This window comes from Pseudomonas koreensis (genome assembly GCF_036668835.1).
Taxonomy (GTDB): domain Bacteria; phylum Pseudomonadota; class Gammaproteobacteria; order Pseudomonadales; family Pseudomonadaceae; genus Aquipseudomonas; species Aquipseudomonas koreensis_I.
Map to the genome: position 1 here is coordinate 1 of NZ_JAZEVW010000015.1, position 17,204 is coordinate 17,204.

General features: G+C 60.0%; 14 protein-coding genes. 7 read left to right on the forward strand and 7 right to left on the reverse strand.

Annotation, left to right across the window (positions count from 1 at the left end; genetic code table 11):
- Positions 1-669 precede the first annotated feature (669 nt).
- The gene (locus V6F91_RS26035; RefSeq protein WP_332769646.1) at positions 670-1,497 is read left to right on the forward strand and encodes a glycosyltransferase; all 828 of its coding nucleotides are present in this window, start codon (positions 670-672) and stop codon (positions 1,495-1,497) included.
- A gap of 323 nt (positions 1,498-1,820) precedes the next feature.
- Here V6F91_RS26035 and V6F91_RS26040 read toward each other — a convergent pair whose 3' ends face one another.
- The 7 genes from V6F91_RS26040 to V6F91_RS26070 form a co-directional block, all read right to left on the reverse strand.
- Positions 1,821-2,405 (reverse strand): hypothetical protein, encoded by a 585-nt coding sequence (locus V6F91_RS26040; RefSeq protein ID WP_332769525.1) that lies wholly within the window; start codon positions 2,403-2,405, stop codon positions 1,821-1,823.
- An 86-nt stretch (positions 2,406-2,491) separates the two neighbouring features.
- A complete protein-coding gene (locus V6F91_RS26045) occupies positions 2,492-2,689 on the reverse strand; it encodes a hypothetical protein (protein ID WP_332769527.1) in 198 nt (65 codons plus the stop codon).
- Between the two features lie 11 nt (positions 2,690-2,700).
- On the reverse strand, positions 2,701-2,943 hold the full coding sequence (locus V6F91_RS26050; protein WP_332769529.1) for a hypothetical protein: 243 nt from the start codon (positions 2,941-2,943) through the stop codon (positions 2,701-2,703).
- A gap of 717 nt (positions 2,944-3,660) precedes the next feature.
- The gene (locus V6F91_RS26055; RefSeq protein WP_332769531.1) at positions 3,661-4,728 is read right to left on the reverse strand and encodes a lipocalin-like domain-containing protein; all 1,068 of its coding nucleotides are present in this window, start codon (positions 4,726-4,728) and stop codon (positions 3,661-3,663) included.
- Complete coding sequence (locus V6F91_RS26060) at positions 4,718-7,189, reverse strand: FtsX-like permease family protein (RefSeq protein ID WP_332769533.1); 2,472 nt, start codon at positions 7,187-7,189, stop codon at positions 4,718-4,720. Before V6F91_RS26060 ends, V6F91_RS26055 begins: the two co-directional genes overlap by 11 nt.
- Entirely contained in the window at positions 7,186-7,839 is a 654-nt protein-coding gene (locus V6F91_RS26065; protein WP_332769535.1) for an ABC transporter ATP-binding protein, read from the reverse strand. The genes V6F91_RS26060 and V6F91_RS26065 overlap by 4 nt, the downstream gene beginning before the upstream one ends.
- A gap of 799 nt (positions 7,840-8,638) precedes the next feature.
- The gene (locus tag V6F91_RS26070; RefSeq protein WP_332769537.1) at positions 8,639-10,336 is read right to left on the reverse strand and encodes a sulfatase-like hydrolase/transferase; all 1,698 of its coding nucleotides are present in this window, start codon (positions 10,334-10,336) and stop codon (positions 8,639-8,641) included.
- A 389-nt stretch (positions 10,337-10,725) separates the two neighbouring features.
- Between V6F91_RS26070 and V6F91_RS26075 the strand changes: the two genes are divergently transcribed.
- The 6 genes from V6F91_RS26075 to V6F91_RS26100 are packed head-to-tail and all read left to right on the forward strand — an operon-like array spanning position 10,726 to position 17,170.
- Entirely contained in the window at positions 10,726-12,078 is a 1,353-nt protein-coding gene (locus V6F91_RS26075; RefSeq protein ID WP_332769538.1) for a UDP-glucose/GDP-mannose dehydrogenase family protein, read from the forward strand.
- Complete coding sequence (locus tag V6F91_RS26080; protein WP_332769540.1) at positions 12,075-13,109, forward strand: NAD-dependent epimerase; 1,035 nt, start codon at positions 12,075-12,077, stop codon at positions 13,107-13,109. Before V6F91_RS26075 ends, V6F91_RS26080 begins: the two co-directional genes overlap by 4 nt.
- Before the next feature lie 14 nt (positions 13,110-13,123).
- Positions 13,124-13,870 (forward strand): sugar transferase, encoded by a 747-nt coding sequence (locus V6F91_RS26085; protein ID WP_332769542.1) that lies wholly within the window; start codon positions 13,124-13,126, stop codon positions 13,868-13,870.
- Positions 13,870-14,517 carry a CpsD/CapB family tyrosine-protein kinase gene (locus V6F91_RS26090; RefSeq protein ID WP_332769544.1) on the forward strand — a complete coding sequence of 216 codons (648 nt, stop codon included), beginning with the start codon at positions 13,870-13,872 and terminating at the stop codon, positions 14,515-14,517. The genes V6F91_RS26085 and V6F91_RS26090 overlap by 1 nt, the downstream gene beginning before the upstream one ends.
- A gap of 21 nt (positions 14,518-14,538) precedes the next feature.
- Positions 14,539-15,561: a polysaccharide biosynthesis/export family protein gene (locus V6F91_RS26095; RefSeq protein WP_332769546.1), complete on the forward strand. Its 1,023-nt coding sequence runs from the start codon at positions 14,539-14,541 to the stop codon at positions 15,559-15,561.
- 16 nt (positions 15,562-15,577) lie between these two features.
- Positions 15,578-17,170, forward strand: coding sequence for a GumC family protein (locus tag V6F91_RS26100; RefSeq protein WP_332769549.1), 1,593 nt, complete (start codon positions 15,578-15,580; stop codon positions 17,168-17,170).
- Positions 17,171-17,204: the final 34 nt, after the last annotated feature.

Sequence of the window (17,204 nt, forward strand, 5' to 3'; positions counted from 1 at the left end):
CAAGCTCACTCCCACAGGTTTCGCGGTGGACTCAAGCTTCGCGGCAATCCATTAATCCTGTGGCTGGGTGCAGAATCCGGGACAACACAAGTCCACTGTGGGAGCGAGCTTGCTCGCGATAGCGGTGGGTCAGTCGCCAATGATCTGCCTGACCCGACGCCTTCGCGAGCAAGCTCACTCCCACAAGTTTCGCGGTGGACTCAAGCTTCGCGGCAATCCATTAATCCTGTGGCTGGGTGCAGAATCCGGGACAACACAAGTCCACTGTGGGAGCGAGCTTGCTCGCGAAAGCGGTGGGTCAGTCGCCAATGATCTGCCTGACCCGACGCCTTTGCGAGCAAGCTCACTCCCACAAGTTTCGCGGTGGACTCAAGCTTCGCGGCAATCCATTAATCCTGTGGCTGGGTGCAGAATCCGGGACAACACAAGTCCACTGTGGGAGCGAGCTTGCTCGCGAAAGCGGTGGGTCAGTCAGCGACGATTTGTCTGGGCTGACGCCTTCGCGAGCAGGCTCGCTCCCACAGGTTTCGCGGTGAATGCGTAATCTGGGGCAGCGCGCATATCGATGGGCACCGCCACACCCGCAAATTAAGCTTCACCTAAGCTTCCCTCGCTAGCATCGCGCCTCATGAACCCTGTCGTCATGAGCCGTGAATGAATCCTTCCGACCTGCAAGCCTTTGATCTACCCAGCCAGCCGCCAGCGAATTTCAGCCTTGTCCTGGTCAATTACAAAACCCCGGACATCACCCGGATGTGCCTTGAGCTGCTGCGTGAGCACGTCCAGGCGCAGCGTATTCCGGTGTGGGTGGTGGATAACGATTCGGCGGATGCCAGCCTCGATTACTTGCGCTCGCTGGACTGGATCAACCTGATCGAGCGTCCGTCGCCAGGCAAGGAAGCGGGACATATCGCGCATGGCAAGGCGCTGGATCTGGCTTTGGAGAAAGTTGAAACCGATTATCTGTTCCTGCTGCACACGGACACTTTCGTCTACGACAAGGAAGTGTTTGCGATGATGATGCGCGAGTGCGCCAAGTCACCGGATATGGCAGCAGTGGGTTGTGTCGAGCAACTCAACCGAGGGTTGCTGCGCGATACGTGGAGGTTAACTTCGCGATTCTGCAAGCACCATGTTCGTCGATTGAAACTGCACTTGGGTATGCGCTCGAAACAGCCGCGCCCTTTTAAAGAAACACATCTGAAAAGTTTCTGCACACTGTGGAATGCACGTCTAGTGAAATCGCTGGGCCTGCACTTCTGCATGGACGAGCAAGTTCCGGGTTATGCCCTGCAAGATCGCATGAGTGATCAGGGCTATGGCATTAAATTCCTCTCGCCGCGCAAGATCTTCAGTTATCTGGATCACATCCAGGCCGGCACCGTCGCTGCGGCAGGTCTCTACGGGGAAAACCACCGGCGGACAAAGATGTATCAGGCCACGCTGAAGCGCTTCCAGGGGCAGCAAAACAAGCCGGATATTCGAGCCTCGGCGTAATTCGAAGCAACAAAAAAAGGGCGACTTATTAGTCGCCCTTTTTTGTTGCAGAAAATTGTATACAGCTCTCCAGAGAGGTGTCCGCCCAGTGTAATGGCCTGGCAATCCATGCACCGGTAAAGAGCCCTGACACTGGGCGAACCGAGAGGATTTTAATTGAAGACGGCGGATATGTCGTCAGGCTTAAACATGAATTTTTTGTACTGGCGAGTTAAAAAGTGTGTCTCGTCGATATTTACCGGGAAACTTCCTACGACGGTTTTTTATATGATTGTTCTCATACACAAAGCTGTACAAGAACAACCATCTTGTAGAGTTAATACTCAAGTATCGTGCTGACTGGTCACTTTCAGGATATCGGTGTAAGTGACAATAACGCTCTGCCCCACTTTCAAATCCTTGAGTTTCGCTTGAATCTCCGGCTTTTTCACATCAAGCGTCTTCGATTGTCCGGACGGGTTCTGAAGGGTGACCTGATTGGCCTTCAAATCAATTTTGCTGATTTTCAACTGCACCTGTATCTGCCGGTAAGCCTCGCCACCGGGGTTGTCGCTGCCCGGCGCCTTGCGCAATTCACCGGTGCGCTCGGTGGTGCCTGGCAGACCTTTATCCACATCGGTGTCGAGATAAGCGGCGACCGAGCGCTGCACCTCGATCTTCACCAGATCGCCCACCTTGAGATTGGCCAGGTTCTTCGCTTTGTCGCTGAGCTGAACGTGGACCTTTGCGTCCTCCGGCCCCTCCAGCACAACCTGATGATTGGCCGGATCAACCGCCAGCACTTTGGTAGTGACGACATCCGCTTCAACCGTGGCGGACAACGGAATATCGGCAGCCCAGGCGCCGAAGCTGGTCCCAGAAAGGAGCGTTGCGAGAGTGATGGCCTTGGCCAGTGCGTCGAGCTTCATATGCATGACTTTCCCTGTTATGAAATGGCGACGCCCGCCGCCGAAGCGACTTCAGCGGCGGGCGTGCCAATGAGCATAGACGCTGTTCAGGGCTTGACTTGCGTTTGTGGCCCGCGCGTGTGCGGCTTCGCGGTCTCCTGAGCGGTGGATTCGCCGCTCGGTGTGCCTTTGCTGCCCTGCCGCTGCTTGGGATCGGTCGGCCTCAGCGCATCATTATCACGCTCGGTTTCACCGGCCGGGCGCGGCTCATCGGGATTGTCGTTCCGGCTGACGGTAGTGTTCATGGGGCGAGTCCTCAAGCTTGGGGGTCGTCGAGTTCGCGGGCGACGTTGACCGCGGGTGAGTCCTTGTGCAGATCATCGGCCTTGGCGCGCAGGAGCTGCCACTGCTCCAGGTCGATGGCGCCTTGGCCGAGCAAATCGTCGGCGATGCGCTGCAGGTCGAGGTAGTGAGCGTCCGGGGAGTTTTGCCAATAGGACTGATCGTCGTACAGGCGTTGCCAGGTATTGAGGTCTGGGGGTTGCAAGTCGTCGCTCATGGTGAGTCCGGAAATTTGCGGGTTTCTGGGTAGAGCGGCGGGTGGCGGGGAGAGTTCCGGGCAGTTTGTCTGGGCGCGGATCGGGATTGCTGGATGAGGCTTGAAACAGCCTGAAAATCAAAAGCCCCTCACCCTAGCCCTCTCCCGGAGGGAGAGGGGACTGACCGCGGTGGATGCGAGAGCTAAACCGACCTGCGATACCGAGTCGAACACAAATTCTGAAAAGCACAAAGATCGGCTCCCTCTCCCTCGGGAGAGGGCTGGGGTGAGGGGCAAACCCACCACAAATCCCAAGCCAAGCGCCGCTTCTAACCACTCAACAATGAGCGTTAGCTCGAGTGCCCTTGATCTTGATCTTGCCTGACCAGCGACATCGGAAGGCTGAGTGGAGGGATCGATCCGGGCGTGGGAGCGCAGCGACCGTCTGGCGCAGCCAGACACAGCGGAAGGAGGTGCAGCGAAGCAAACCGTAGCCGCTGCGCCCGGATCGATCCCGGAGCGAAGGGACCCGAGCTTGCGAGGGCCGAACGCAGGAGCAAGCCTTTTCGGTTACCTTTTTGGCGTTTGAAAAAGGTGACCCGCCGTAAGGGCGGAACCCTAAGCAGCCGTTACCGCAGCAACGGATATGTACCCATACTCAGCGCCTGAAAGAAAGCCATCGCGAGCAGGCTCACTCCTACAAGGAATATCGAGCCGCCCGCAAAAAATCGCACCCGCTCAATACCCGGTCATCTCCAGATACCCCCGACCAGAATGACTCCCGCCAATCCCCACCGGCCCTTCCCAATAAGGAATACGCAAATCCATCCACGCATCGCGATTAAGCGCATCGACGCTGATATCGAGGCGCTTGTCAGGAATGCGGACCCACCACTTCACCGGCATCGACCGCCCAGCAACCTCAGCCGTGTCCTGCGGCTCAAGACTGATCTGTTCACTGCGCAAAGTCTGAATCTGCCCATTCGCAGCGATCCACGTACCGGTCAGATAAGCCGCCCCCTCCTTCTGCCGCATCCGATAAAGCATCACATGCTCACCGCTATCCAGATGCAGGGAAAACCAGTCCCAACCGGTCTGATTGGCGGTCAGCGGCTGGCTGCTCCATTCCCGGTCCAGCCACGCCGGCCCGCTGACCGTATAAGTCTGACCATCGATCTGCAACGTACCGCTGGCCTGAAAAAACGGCTGGCTGTAGTAATACGACGCCTGTCCCTGTTCGGATTTTTGGCTGAACCCATTATCACCCTGCAACACCAGCGGGCGGCTGGACGTAAGTCGCAAGTCATAACTGAAATTCCTGTCGCGAGCGCGCAGCTGCATGTCGCTCAAAGAATCCGTAGCCTTGCCGGCAAACATCCAGTCATCGATCCACGCCTCGAACGGCGCCAGGCGCACACCGGCCTGTCCGACGCCTCCGCGTGCATATCGTTCGGCAGCGTGATGCACCGTGCTCGACGTCACCGCCGCATGCCCCAGCCACACCGTCTGGTTGCCCCACCCTGCCTGCTCTGCCACAGGTTTCAAGGCGCTGCGAAACAAGGTCCATTGCACGCCGAAATCGTTGCCTTGCTGATCTTTGAGATTCGCCGTGACGTACCACCATTCGATGCGAAAGCCATCATGCGCGCCGTGATCCGCCGGAAAACTGAACGCCCGCCCTGGCACTACCGGGGTGAACGCCTGCGCCTGCGCGCCCATGCCGGCAAAGCCCTTCTGTTCCGGTACGGACTGATCGCAGGCGGTGAGCAACAGCGCGGCCAGCAGCGCGACGAGCTTAATCCTCATGAGCAAACGTCCTCAGCAGATCCGCCGGTTGCGTGCGGTACAGCGAATACAGCGGCCACGCCGAAGCAAGCAAGGTCGCCAGCAGTGCCAGCCCCATCAGTTGCAGCAGTTGCCACGGGAACACGCGCAACGGCAGGCGCCAGCCGAACGCCTGCACGTTGATCACCGCATCGAGGCACCACGCCAGCGCGATGCCCAGCGGCAACGCCAAAATCAGCGTCAACACCGCCAGCAGCCAGGTCTGGCCGAGATTGAGCAGCATCAACTGCCGCCGCGTTACGCCCAGCGCCCACAATGGCGCGAGCTGGCCGAGACGGCTCTGGCTCTGCGTCAACAGGCTGATGAACAACGCGACGCCCGCGACCGCCAGGGTCAGGCTGTTCAACGCCGCCGTCGCAGCAAAGGTGCGTTCGAAGACCTGCAGCGACCAGCCTTTGAGCCGCGCCTGATCAATGATGCGACTGTCGTCCAGTTGAAAACGTGTCTGCAAGGCACTCAGGAACGCCGGAATGTGCTGCGGGTCGATGCGTAAATTGAAACGGTTCGGCGTCAATTGCGGCCAGCCGCGCAGCAGATGATTGCTGTTGACCAGCAAATGGCCTTTGGGATTGCCGTAATCGGCGTAGATCCCGACGATACGCGGCGACCATGTGCCATTCGGCGCAGCAATCGTCAGTCGATCGCCCGCGCGCACCTTGAGCCGGCGCGCCAGTTGCTCGCTGAGCATCACCGCGTCGTCTGTCGCCAGATGCGCCCACGGGTCGCTGCCACTGCTGTCGAGCAACGGCCAGTGCTGGCGATAATGCGGATGATCGACAATGCCGAACAGCTCCGCCGGCCAGCCTTGCAGCGTCACCGTGACCTCCCAGTTGGGCAGCACCGCGCGGACATTGGGCTGCTGCTTGAGCCAACTGTACATTTCCCGCGACTGGGCCGGATTGCTCGGGTTGATGTACAGCTCGGCGCTCAAACGCTGTTCGAGCCAGTCGTTGAAGGTCTGGCGAAACCCGGCGGTCATGCTGCCCGCGCCGATGTTGGCGGCGAGCGCCAGCAGCAGCGCCATCAGCGCCAGACTCAACGCTGGCAATTGCTGCCGGCAATCGGCGAGAAACCATTGCCCCAGCACCGAACGACTGCGCCCCAGCAAAGGCTTTAAAAGTGCGCTGAGCAACACCGGCAAGGCCAGCGCCGCGCCGAGCAGCAGCCCGGCCATCAAGACGAAGCCGCTGCTCAAACTGTCGCCCCAGATCAGCGCCGCCAGTGCAATCACCAGCAACGCCGCTGCCAACCAAGCCTGCCGGCGCAACCAACGGGAATATTGCTCGTGCCAGGCCTGCGGATCGGCGACCGCCAGCAATGGCAGACGCGCCGCCCGCAACAGGCTGCTGGCGCCGGCGAGCAAGGCGCCGAGCAGACTCAAACCGATGCCGCTGAACCACCACCACGGACTCAGACGCAACTGCCCCGCCACCTCCGCGCCGTACAGACCGCGCAGGCTGGCGGCAACATCCGGCAGCAACACACTGGCCAGCCAATAGCCGCTGATCACCCCAAATACCCCGCCAAACAACGCCAGCACACCAAGCTCGACGATCAGACAGGTGATCAGCATCCGCGCGCTGACCCCGCAAGCGCGCAACGTACGCAGCAGGCCACGGCGCTGTTCCAGCGCCAGACCGATGGCCGCGTGCACAATGAACAAACCGACCACGAAAGACAAAAAGCCCAATGCATCGAGATTGAGGTGAAAGCTCTCGGTCAGCCGCGCGAGGTTATTTTCTTCGCCGCTGCTTTTGATTTGCAACTGGCCTTTCAACGAGGCGGGCAACTCGGCGTGAAAATCCTTCGGCAGCAGCATTCGCGATAGCTGCCCGGGTTGTTCGAGCACGGTTTGCGCCACGCCGATGTCAACCAGCAACACGCCGGGCGCCATGTCTTTCTGAACCACGAGCGGCGGCAGAACCTGGCCGTTGACGGTTTGCGGCGTAGCGCCTTCGCGCAGTTGCAGCGCTTGCAAGGTATCGGCGGAAATCCACGTACTGCCTGGCGGCGTGAAGAATTCGACAACCCGTTCGATCGGCATGGCCTGCCCGGCCACCGCTGAGTCAGACGGCAATGACACCGGTTCGATGCCCATCAATTGCAGGCGTTGGTCTTCGTGCCCTCTGAGCAACAAGCGGCCCTGCAACAGCGGCGACACCGGCCAGCCCTGGCGGCGCAGGTCCACGAACCATTGTTGGGTAAACGTCGCCCCGCCGGGTGTGCTCAGGCTGGCCTGCGGTTCGCCGCCGATCAGTTGACTGGCCCGCGCATAACTGTCGCGCGCCTGACTGTTCAGCGCCTCGACGCCGGTCAGCAGGCTGGTCGCCAGCCACAACCCGGTGAGCACACTGAAAAACTGCACCGGATGACGCCGCCAATGACTGAGCAGCGCGCGCAACGTCTGCCGGAAAACCCTCACGTCAGGCGCCCGCTGGACAGCACCACTTGCTGCGCCAGACGCGCCGCGACCCGTGGACTGTGCGTGACCATCAACAACGTCGTCGGCGTGTCATCGAGCAGTTCCAGCAACAGCCGCAGCACCTCATCGCTGGTGGCTTCATCGAGGCTGCCGGTGGGTTCGTCGGCCAGCAGTAACTTGGGCTGCGATGCCAGCGCCCGGCCCAGCGCGACCCGCTGCTGCTGACCGCCGGAGAGTTGTTCGGGATAGCGCTTGAGCAAATCGCCCAGGCCCAGGCGCTGCACCAGATGCGCCTGCCAGCGCGGCTCATGGCGGCCGGCCAGACGCGCCTGAAACGCCAGGTTGTCCTCGACGCGCAAACTGCCGATCAGGTTGAACTGCTGGAACACCAGACCGATTTCCGTGCGCCGCCAGTTCGCCAGTTGCGCCTCGCTCATCGACTCCAACCGATGTTCACCGCTGTGAATGCTGCCGTGGTCGACCTTGTCGAGGCCAGCGACCAGATGCAGCAAAGTGCTCTTGCCGCTGCCCGACTCGCCCATCAGCGCCAGACTGCTGCCGGCCGCGAGCGTCAGGTCGACACCCTGCAATACCGGCAGCGAACCTTGCGGCGTGGAGTAGCTTTTGTAGACGTTGCGAACCTCGAGCATGGCTGAACCTGATCAATGAGTCTGGGCCAAGGATAGCGGCATGGACCGGTTTTGTGCGCATTGATAGAGCTCGACAGGGTTGCCCCGCTTGTTATTGGCGTCGCTCGGGAAGGCCTCATCGCTTGCAGGCGAGCGCCCACATTTTGATCGCATTCTTTTAGTTGGAACGCGGTCAACCTGTGAGAGCCGGCCTGCTGGCGATGGTGGTGGTACAGGCAAATGCTTGACTCAGTCCTGAAAATCAAAAGCCCCTCACCCTAGCCCTCTCCCCGAGGGAGAGGGGACTGATCGTGGTGGATGTGAGAGCTACGCCAACCTGCAATACCGAGTCGTACGCAGAATTTGAAACGCTCAAAAATCGGCTCCCTCTCCAGGGGGAGAGGGCTGGGGTGAGGGGCGAATCCACCACAAATCCCAAGCCATGCGACGCTTCTAACCACTCAACAATGAGCGTTAGCTCGAGTGCTCTTGATCTTGCGTCACCGGCGACGTCGGAAGGCTGAGTGGAGGGATTGATCCGGGCGTGGGAGCGCAGCGACCGTACGACGAAGTCGTACACAGCGCAAGGAGGTGCAGCGAAGCAAGCCGTAGCCGCTGCGCCCGGATCGATCCCGGAGCGAAGGAACCCGAGCCTGCGAGGGCCGAACGTAGGAGCAAGCGTTTTTTTGCTTACTTTTTTTAGGCGTTTGTAAAAAAAGTGAGTCGCCGTAAGGGCGAAACCCTAAGCCGCCGTTACCGCAGCAACGGATATGTCCCCAATCAACCCCTCACAACCACGAACAATAAAGCCCCCCCAAAATCACTGCCCAACCGCCACACTCGCAGGCGCCTGCCCCGGAGTGACAATGCTCCCCAGATCAATGTGCTTCCACTCAGGTTTAGCCCCCAACCGCGCATTGAACCGATAGTTAAAGGTGAAATCATCGGCGGTCGGCACACTCAGCGGTTTGCCATACACCGCCTCGACTCCCGCCAGGTCATACCCCATCAACTGCAACAGCGTCGGAAAAATGTTGTAGTGGCTGGAGCGATCCTTGTTCGCCGCCAGTTGCGCCGACCAGTCGAGGGTCTTCAGCTTGCTGCCGGAAATCACTACCAACGGCACCAGGCCCTCCTCCTCCACCGGATCGCCGCCGCAATGGGTGTTCAAGCCCGGATTGCCCCGTTCGTGCAAATCCTGGCCATGATCGGAGGTATAGATCAGCAGCGCATTGTCGAGCCTCGCCTGAGCGAACACCCGCGCGAAGAACTCACCGACATTCCACAACACGGTGTTCTTGTAGGCGTTGCGGTACAGCACCCAGTCATCCGGCTGACCGTTGAAACCGGCGCGCTCACCGGTGTCGGCGACTTCGGTGAACTGCCCGCGTGGCAATGCCGGCCGGTACGCCATGAACGCGTCCGGGTATTTGTCATGCACCGGAAAATGCGCGCCGACCTTGTTGATCACCACCAGCTCTGGCGTGTCATCGTTGAGCAGTTCGATGAGCTTCGCCGCCGCCGCCATGTCGCGGTCGCGCACGCTGGTCTGGTCGAACTGCACGAACAGATCGATGTCATTTTTTTCGCTCGCGGTCATCAGGTTCTGCAGGTTGCCGGCGGTGCGCTGGCTGTCGATATACACCGTGCGCAGCCCGGCGTTTTTCGCGTACTGCCAGATCGACGGCAGCGTGCTGTTGATGCGCATGTAATCGTTGCGGGTGCCGCCGTAGCGCAGGGTGACATTGGTGTCGGCGCTGCAATTGGCAATGGAGGCGGCGTAACCGTAATTGAAGATGTCGACGCCGGCCGGTGCCTGCTTCAGATTGCTGTGCACGCCGAATGGCGCATTGATGTCCAGGTAATTGCCGGTAATGCTTTCGTCGATGATCAGCACAATGTCATGGCCGACAGCCGCCGTGCTGCGCGTGAGGGTGACGGGTTCACGCGGGCCGACGCTGTTGTGCAGCGCCTCGTAGGCAAACAGGTTGAGGTAGGCCAGCGGCGTGTACAGGATTGGCAAGCCCCGGGCGCCCTCACCCGCACGCAGAAACAGCAGCACACTGAGCATCAGCACGCCGGCGAACGGCGCCGTCACACGCCACGCGTTCGGTATGACCAGCGCATGCCGTGGCTTGAGCCCGATGCCGAATAGCAGCAACAACCCGCAGAGCACGCTACGCAGGATCGCCTCGCGATACTGGTACGCCGCTTCCTGAATGAAGCCACCGGAATAGACCAGCGAGACGAAATCGCTGTACCTCAGGTAGTCAGCGGTGACGCGGGTATACACATCAAAGAAAACCGCCGAAACAAACATCGTTAATGCGAATACGTGGCGGATGAGTGCCTGTCGTATATAGGCCGTTAAATACAACGCTAACGTCAGCGCCAAAAACATCGCGCCAAAAAAAAGTACATTAAAACTCCAGCCGATAGCATTTAACCGTTCAATGTAATAACCGGAAAAAAGTAATAGCCAGGCAATTAACAGCAGTTCTTTGGCAAATCTGAACATGGCGATACCGGTCGTCCGAAACGGCTAAAAGTCAAAGGTTTGTCAGCCAGAACCTGACACTAGCACCCGGCCAACAAAGCGCAAGAAATGACTGATGGCCGTATTAAGCGTCAAAAAAACGGTGACTCAAATCTGACACAGGTAATGCGCTACAGGCCTTTAAAATAGCGGCTTACGACCGTTTATCGTTTATTTGAAATCTGAACAAATCTGCACTAACGCAACAATTTCAATGGCAGCAATGACTTGATGGCCAATCGCCAAAAACGCCTCAAGTGTTATACCCGCGCAACATGTCATTTTGCTGACACGTTTTTCAAACACTGCGCTATACCCCTTTAACGATCTCTTTCCGTAGTTAACTTTTTTGGTTTTATCGAGGTGCGCAGATGGACGTGAGCGTATTTGGCACGGGCTATGTTGGACTTATACAAGCCGCCGCACTTGCAGATGTTGGTCATCGGGTTTTATGCATTGATATTGACCCCAACAAGATCAGACAACTGCAACAAGCAGTACCGCCGATCAGCGAGCCTGGGCTATCCGCCACGCTGGAAGAAAACATCAAGGCCGGGCGCCTGCTGTTCAGCACCCAGGCCAGCGATGCGGTTGAACATGCCGAGCTGATTTTCATCGCTGTGGGCACCCCGGCTGATGAAGACGGTTCCGCTGATCTTAGCCACGTGCTCAATGTCGCCCGGCAGATCGCCGGCTTCATGGAGGCTGATCGCACGTTGATCATCAAGTCGACGGTGCCGGTCGGCACGGCGGATCAGGTTCTGGCCGCGGCCAATAGCGAGTTGCTGCGACGCGGCAAGACCGGGCTAGCGGTGCGCGTGGTCTCCAACCCCGAATTCCTGAAGGAAGGCAGCGCCCTCGCCGACTGCATGCGCCCGGACCGGATCATCGTCGGCACCCGCGATGACGCAGCCCGCGAGCAGATAAGCGAGTTGTACGCGCCGTTCTGCCGCAACCACGAAAAACTGATGTTCATGGACAACCGCAGCGCCGAGCTGACCAAGTACGCAGCCAACGCAATGCTCGCCACACGCATCAGTTTCATGAACGAGCTGGCCAACCTCACCGAACTGCTCGGCGCCGACATCGAAGCCGTGCGCAAAGGCATCGGCTCCGACCCGCGCATCGGCTACCACTTCATCTATCCCGGTTGTGGCTTTGGCGGTTCGTGCTTTCCCAAGGACTTGCGTGCCCTGCTGCACACCGCCGAACACAACGGCATGCCGCTGAGACTGCTGCGCAGCGTCACCGACGTCAACGACAGCCAGCGGCACATCCTCTTCAGCAAACTCAAAGCGCAATTTCCCCAGGGCCTGGCCGGCAAGTCGATTGCGATCTGGGGCCTGGCCTTCAAGCCGAACACCGATGACATGCGCGAGGCACCCAGCCGTTATCTGATGGACGCGCTGTGGGCCGAGGGCGCCAGCGTGCAGGCCTACGACCCGGAAGCGATGTCCGAATGCCGCCGCCTCTATGGTTATCGCAACGACCTGCATCTGTGTGCGACCCGCGACGACACCCTCGAAGATGCCGACGCGCTGGTGATCTGCACCGAGTGGAAAAATTTCCGTGTGGTCGACTTCGAACTGCTCGCCGAGAAGCTGCGTTCCAAGGTGATCATCGACGGGCGCAATCTGTACAACCCGGAACAGGTAGCGGCTGCCGGTCTGCATTACAGCGGCATCGGTCTACGCCACATCGCCCCTGAAGGGCTACGGCCATGAAGGTGCTGGTCACCGGCGCGGCCGGTTTCATCGGTGCCCACTGCGTGCTGCGCCTGCTGCGCGACGGGCACACGGTGGTTGGCCTGGACAATTTCAACCACTACTACGACCCGCAGCTCAAGCAGGATCGTGTGCAGTGGGTGCGCGAAGAAGTTGGCGATTTCCAACTGGCCACGGTCGATCTGGCGCACGCCTCGGCGATCGATGCACTGTTTGCCCGCGAGCAGCCACAAGTGGTGATTCATCTGGCGGCGCAGGCCGGGGTGCGCTATTCGCTGGACAACCCACGGGCCTATCTGGACAGCAACCTCAACGGTTTTCTGAACATTCTGGAGAGCTGCCGGCGTCACCCGGTCGAGCATCTGATCTACGCCTCGTCGAGTTCGGTGTACGGCGCCAACCAGCACACGCCCTACTCGGTCAAGGACGGCGTCAATCATCCGCTGTCGCTGTACGCCGCGACCAAGAAAGCCAACGAGCTGATGGCGCACAGCTACAGCCATCTGTTCGGCATTCCCTGCACCGGCCTGCGCTTTTTCACCGTGTATGGGCCTTGGGGCCGGCCGGACATGTCGCCGATCCAGTTCGCCAAAGCTATCAGCGAAGGCACGCCGCTGAAGTTGTTCAACTACGGCGAGCACCAGCGCGACTTCACCTACATCGACGACATCATCGAGAGCATCGCACGCCTCATCAATCAGCCCCCACAGGCCAATCCGCAGTGGGATCGCGAACAGCCGGACCCGGCCAGCAGCATGGCGCCGTGGCGGCTGTTCAACATCGGCGGGCAGCAGCCGGTCGCGCTGAAAACCTACCTGGCCCTGATGGAAAAACACCTCGGCCAACACGCCATTGTCGAGCTGCTGCCGCTGCAACCGGGCGACGTGCTCAACACCTGCGCCGAGGCCAGCGATCTGGCCCAGGCCACCGGGTTCCAGCCCCGCATCGAGCTGGACGAAGGGCTGGGGCGATTCATCGCCTGGTTTCGCAGCTACTACCCCAATGCCCGTGCGCCGCTTGCGGCTCAATGAATGCGGAGGACCTCATGACTGGACATGAAAAAAGTGTGTCGATTGCACAGATGCGCCCCGACAAGCGCGTCGACCCGGAACATCGCATGCGCCTCGACGCGGCGATTCACCGCCAGGGCCGTGGCTGGCTCAGCGGCCGTGACGGCGGTCGGCCGTGGCAATTGTCGCGGACCAATCGGGTGGTTGCGTGCTTCGGCGCGCTGCTGATCCTGCTGCTGATCTCGCCTTTGCTGCTCGGCCTGGCGCTGGCGATCAAATTCACCAGCCCCGGCCCGGTGATGTTCGTGCAAAAGCGCACCGGTTATCGCGGCCGCAAGTTCGGCATGTACAAATTCCGCACCATGGTCAGCAACGCTGAAGAACTCAAGGAGTCGCTGCGGCACCTGAACAAACACGGGGCCGACGCCATCGATTTCAAGATCGACAAGGACCCGCGCGTCACCGGCATCGGCGCATTCCTGCGGCGGACCAGCCTTGATGAGTTGCCCAACCTGATCAACGTGGTGACCGGTGACATGCGCCTGGTCGGCCCTCGCCCGACCTCGTTCAACACCTATCGCTACAAGGACAATCACCTCGCACGTCTGAGCATCTACCCCGGCATGACCGGCCTGTGGCAGATCTCCGGACGCAGCAATATCGACTTCGACCAGCGCGTTGAGTTGGATCTCAGCTACATCGCCGAGCAGAGCCTTCTGCTTGATCTGAAGATTCTGTTGAAAACCCCCTTCAAAGTATTCAGCGGCCACGGAGCAAGCTAATGGACGGTTCAACCAACACAAGCCTGAGCATCGCCAACCCCAGCGAATCGAACCTGACGTCGACCGTGCTGGATCTCGATCTGCGGATCCTGTTGCTGACCGCCGCCAACCCCGGCGCGGGCACCACCACCAGTGCCATGGCGCTGGCCAGCCAACTGGCGCAAATGAGCAGCGGCCAGGTGCTGCTGGTCGATGCCAGCCAGTCGACGAGCAACCTCACCCAGCAGTTGAACCTGAGCAAGGAACGCGGTCTGCGCGACCTGCTGTTCAGCTCGGGCAACCCGCCGCTGTTGCAGGACTGCGTGGTGCAGTCCTCCAGCCTGCCCTTCCATGTGCTGCCCAACGGCCGGCCGATCCGCACGCTGGAACACCTGACCGCCGAACGCCTGAGCCCGTTGCTCGACCAGTTGGGCAGCCAGTACCGCTTTGTGGTGATCGACGGCGACGCGGTGTATTCCGCCGCCGACACGCTGGTCATCAGTACGCAAGTCGATGGTGTGGTGTTTGTCGTCCGCGCCGAAGACACCCGCTGGGAAGTCGCCCAGGCCGCCGTGCAACGCCTGACCCAGGCCGGAGCGAAAGTGGTCGGCAGCGTGTTCAACCGGCGCAAGTACTACATGCCCAAATGGCTTTACAAAAACCTGTAAGCGAACGCGAAGGATGACGCCATGAACGCCAAAATGCTTGTCCTGCTGATGCTGCCGCTTGCAGGCTGCTCCAGCACTTCCGACACCCAGAACATGCCGGTGAATATTCTCACCGCGAGCCCGGCCAACGCCCAGGCGACCGACATGCCGAAGATCGAGCAGACCCTGCGCCCGCAGGATGTGCTGGATGTGATCTTCCATATCAGCACCAGCGGCTCGGACGCCTACCGCGTGCAATCGGGTGACCAGATCGGCCTGAACTTCACTGCCGCCAGCCAGCTCAACGGCAACCAACTGGTACTGCCCGACGGCACCATCGAACTGCCGGGCGCCAACACCTCGGTGAAAATCGCCGGGCTGACCAGCGAAGAAGCGCGCCAGGAAATCCAGCGCGCCTATCAGCGCAAGCAACTGTTCCAGCCCAACCGCAACCAGTTGACCGTGCAGATCATCAGCCCGCTGAGCAACGAGCAGAACCTCAAAAGCGCGCTGAACCACCCGGCCACCGGCATGAGCCGCGAAATCACGGTTGGCACCGACGGCTACGCGAGTTTTCCGGAAATCGGCGCGGTGCCACTGCAAGGCATGACCGTCAATCAGTTGGAAACCTTCCTCAACCAGAAATACGCGCAACTGCCAGGCCGGATGACCGTGGACGTGCTGCTCAAGTCCACCGCCGGCAACGAGATCTACGTGCTGGGCGAAGTCGCACAACCGGGCTCGTACCCGATCCGCCGGCCGGTCTCGGTACTTGAGGCGCTGACCCTGGCCCGTGGCACCAACGTCAAGGCACGCCTCGATTCGGTGGTGATCATGCGGCGCAACGGCAATCAAGTGAAGGCCGTGCGCTACGACGTGGAAAAGGCCTTGTCCGGCGACGCACCGCAAATCGCCTATCTGCAACCGGACGACATGCTGTACGTGCCGAAAACCAAACTGGCCAGCGCCGGCGAACTCGCCCGCCAACTGGCCGATGTGGTGCTGTTCCAGGGCGTGGGGTTCAGCTTCGGCTACCGCGTCGACAACAAAGACAGTGACAACTAACTCTCAGGTGACCGACATGAACCCAAAGGAAAACTACCTGCATGAGTTCTTCAGGATCTTCTTCGCCAACAAGCAACTGGTGAAGCGCGTCTTCCTGACCTTTGCAGTGATCGCCCTGCTTCTGCCCTTGCTGCTTAAACAGAGCTTCGATATCACCGCGCAGGTGATCGTGCAGTCGAAAAAACTCTCCCAGGGCGACGCCACCACGTCGCTGACGGTGGACAACGCCACGTTCATTCCGCCATCGCTGGCAGACATGGAAACCGAGAGCAACATCCTGCGTTCGCCGGCACTGATCCGTCAGACCATCAGCGAATTGCGCGACAAGGGCGAGTACAGCCCGCCGCCGGGCATGCTTGCCAAACTGTTGGGCGAACCGGTCAAGCGCTACGTCACCACGCCGCTGCGTGAATACGTGATCAATCCGCTGCGCAACGCACTGGGCATGGAGACCGATCCGGTGCGTGACACCACGCTGGACGCGCTGACCCAGCAAGCCGTCGACAGCCTGAAGATCGAGACCCTGCCCGGCTCCAACGTGATCTCGATCACCTACAGCTTCCCGGATCCGCAGCAAGGCACGACGTTTGTCAGCGCCCTGCTGCAGAACTATCTGGTCAGCCGTCAGGCGCTGCAATCGATCGACCTGCCGCAGTCGTTCTACGAGACCAAAAAGCATCTCTATCAAGTGCGTCTCGATGGGCTGGAAGGCAACCGCCAGGTCCTGCTGGAGAGCGTCGGCGCGGCTGATCCGAAGGAGGAAATCACTTTCCGCCTCAATGCGATCAACACCGAAGAGCAGGCGCTGAACCTGTATCAGGATCGTCTGCTGCAGAGCCAGCGCTGGCTCGAATACCTGAAAACCGCGCTGGCGGCGGCGAGCAACAACCGGCTCAACGACTACACCTTTCCCTACACCTTCACCACCACCGTCGACAACGTCGCGTTCGAAGACCGTGAGATCAAACAGATGGGCGAGCAACTGACCAGCCAGGTCAGCCGCTACATGAACGATCTGGCAGTGTTCCAGCCCGGCAGCGAACCGATGCTGCTGACCCGCGAGCAGATTGCCCGCACCCGTCAGCAATTTCTCAAAGTGGTGAGCAACCGCATCCAGGAACGCACCAACGATCTGGCTGTGGTGCAGCAGGTGATCGCGCAGAAAACCGCGCGCATCGCCGAGTTCAAGAACCGCATCCGCGACCTGCAGCAAACCCAGAGCAAACTGCGCCAGATGGACACCGAGATCGATGCGTTGCACGCGGCGTTTTCGACGTATGCCCAACGTTTTGCCGAAAGCAGCACCACGCGCTCGCTCAACGATGACCTGTCCAACGCTCGGGTGCTGAGCCCACCGTTCGAACCGACCGAAGCGGCGTTCCCGAAACCGTTGCTGATCATTCCGTTCGGGTTGTTCACCGGTCTGCTGCTGGCGATTGCCCTGGTCTACGTGCGTGAGTTCTTCGATCACCGCTTCAAGCATCCAGCGCAAATCAGCCGTGAACTGGGCGTACCGGTGCTGCTGGTGCTCAACGAAGAGAACAAGCTGCCGAGCAATCCGCACCGCAACTGGACCGTACCGAGCTTCGTTCACTGGGTGCGCAATTGACCAGCCTCTGCACCCCGACCGCCCCGCTGCCGAT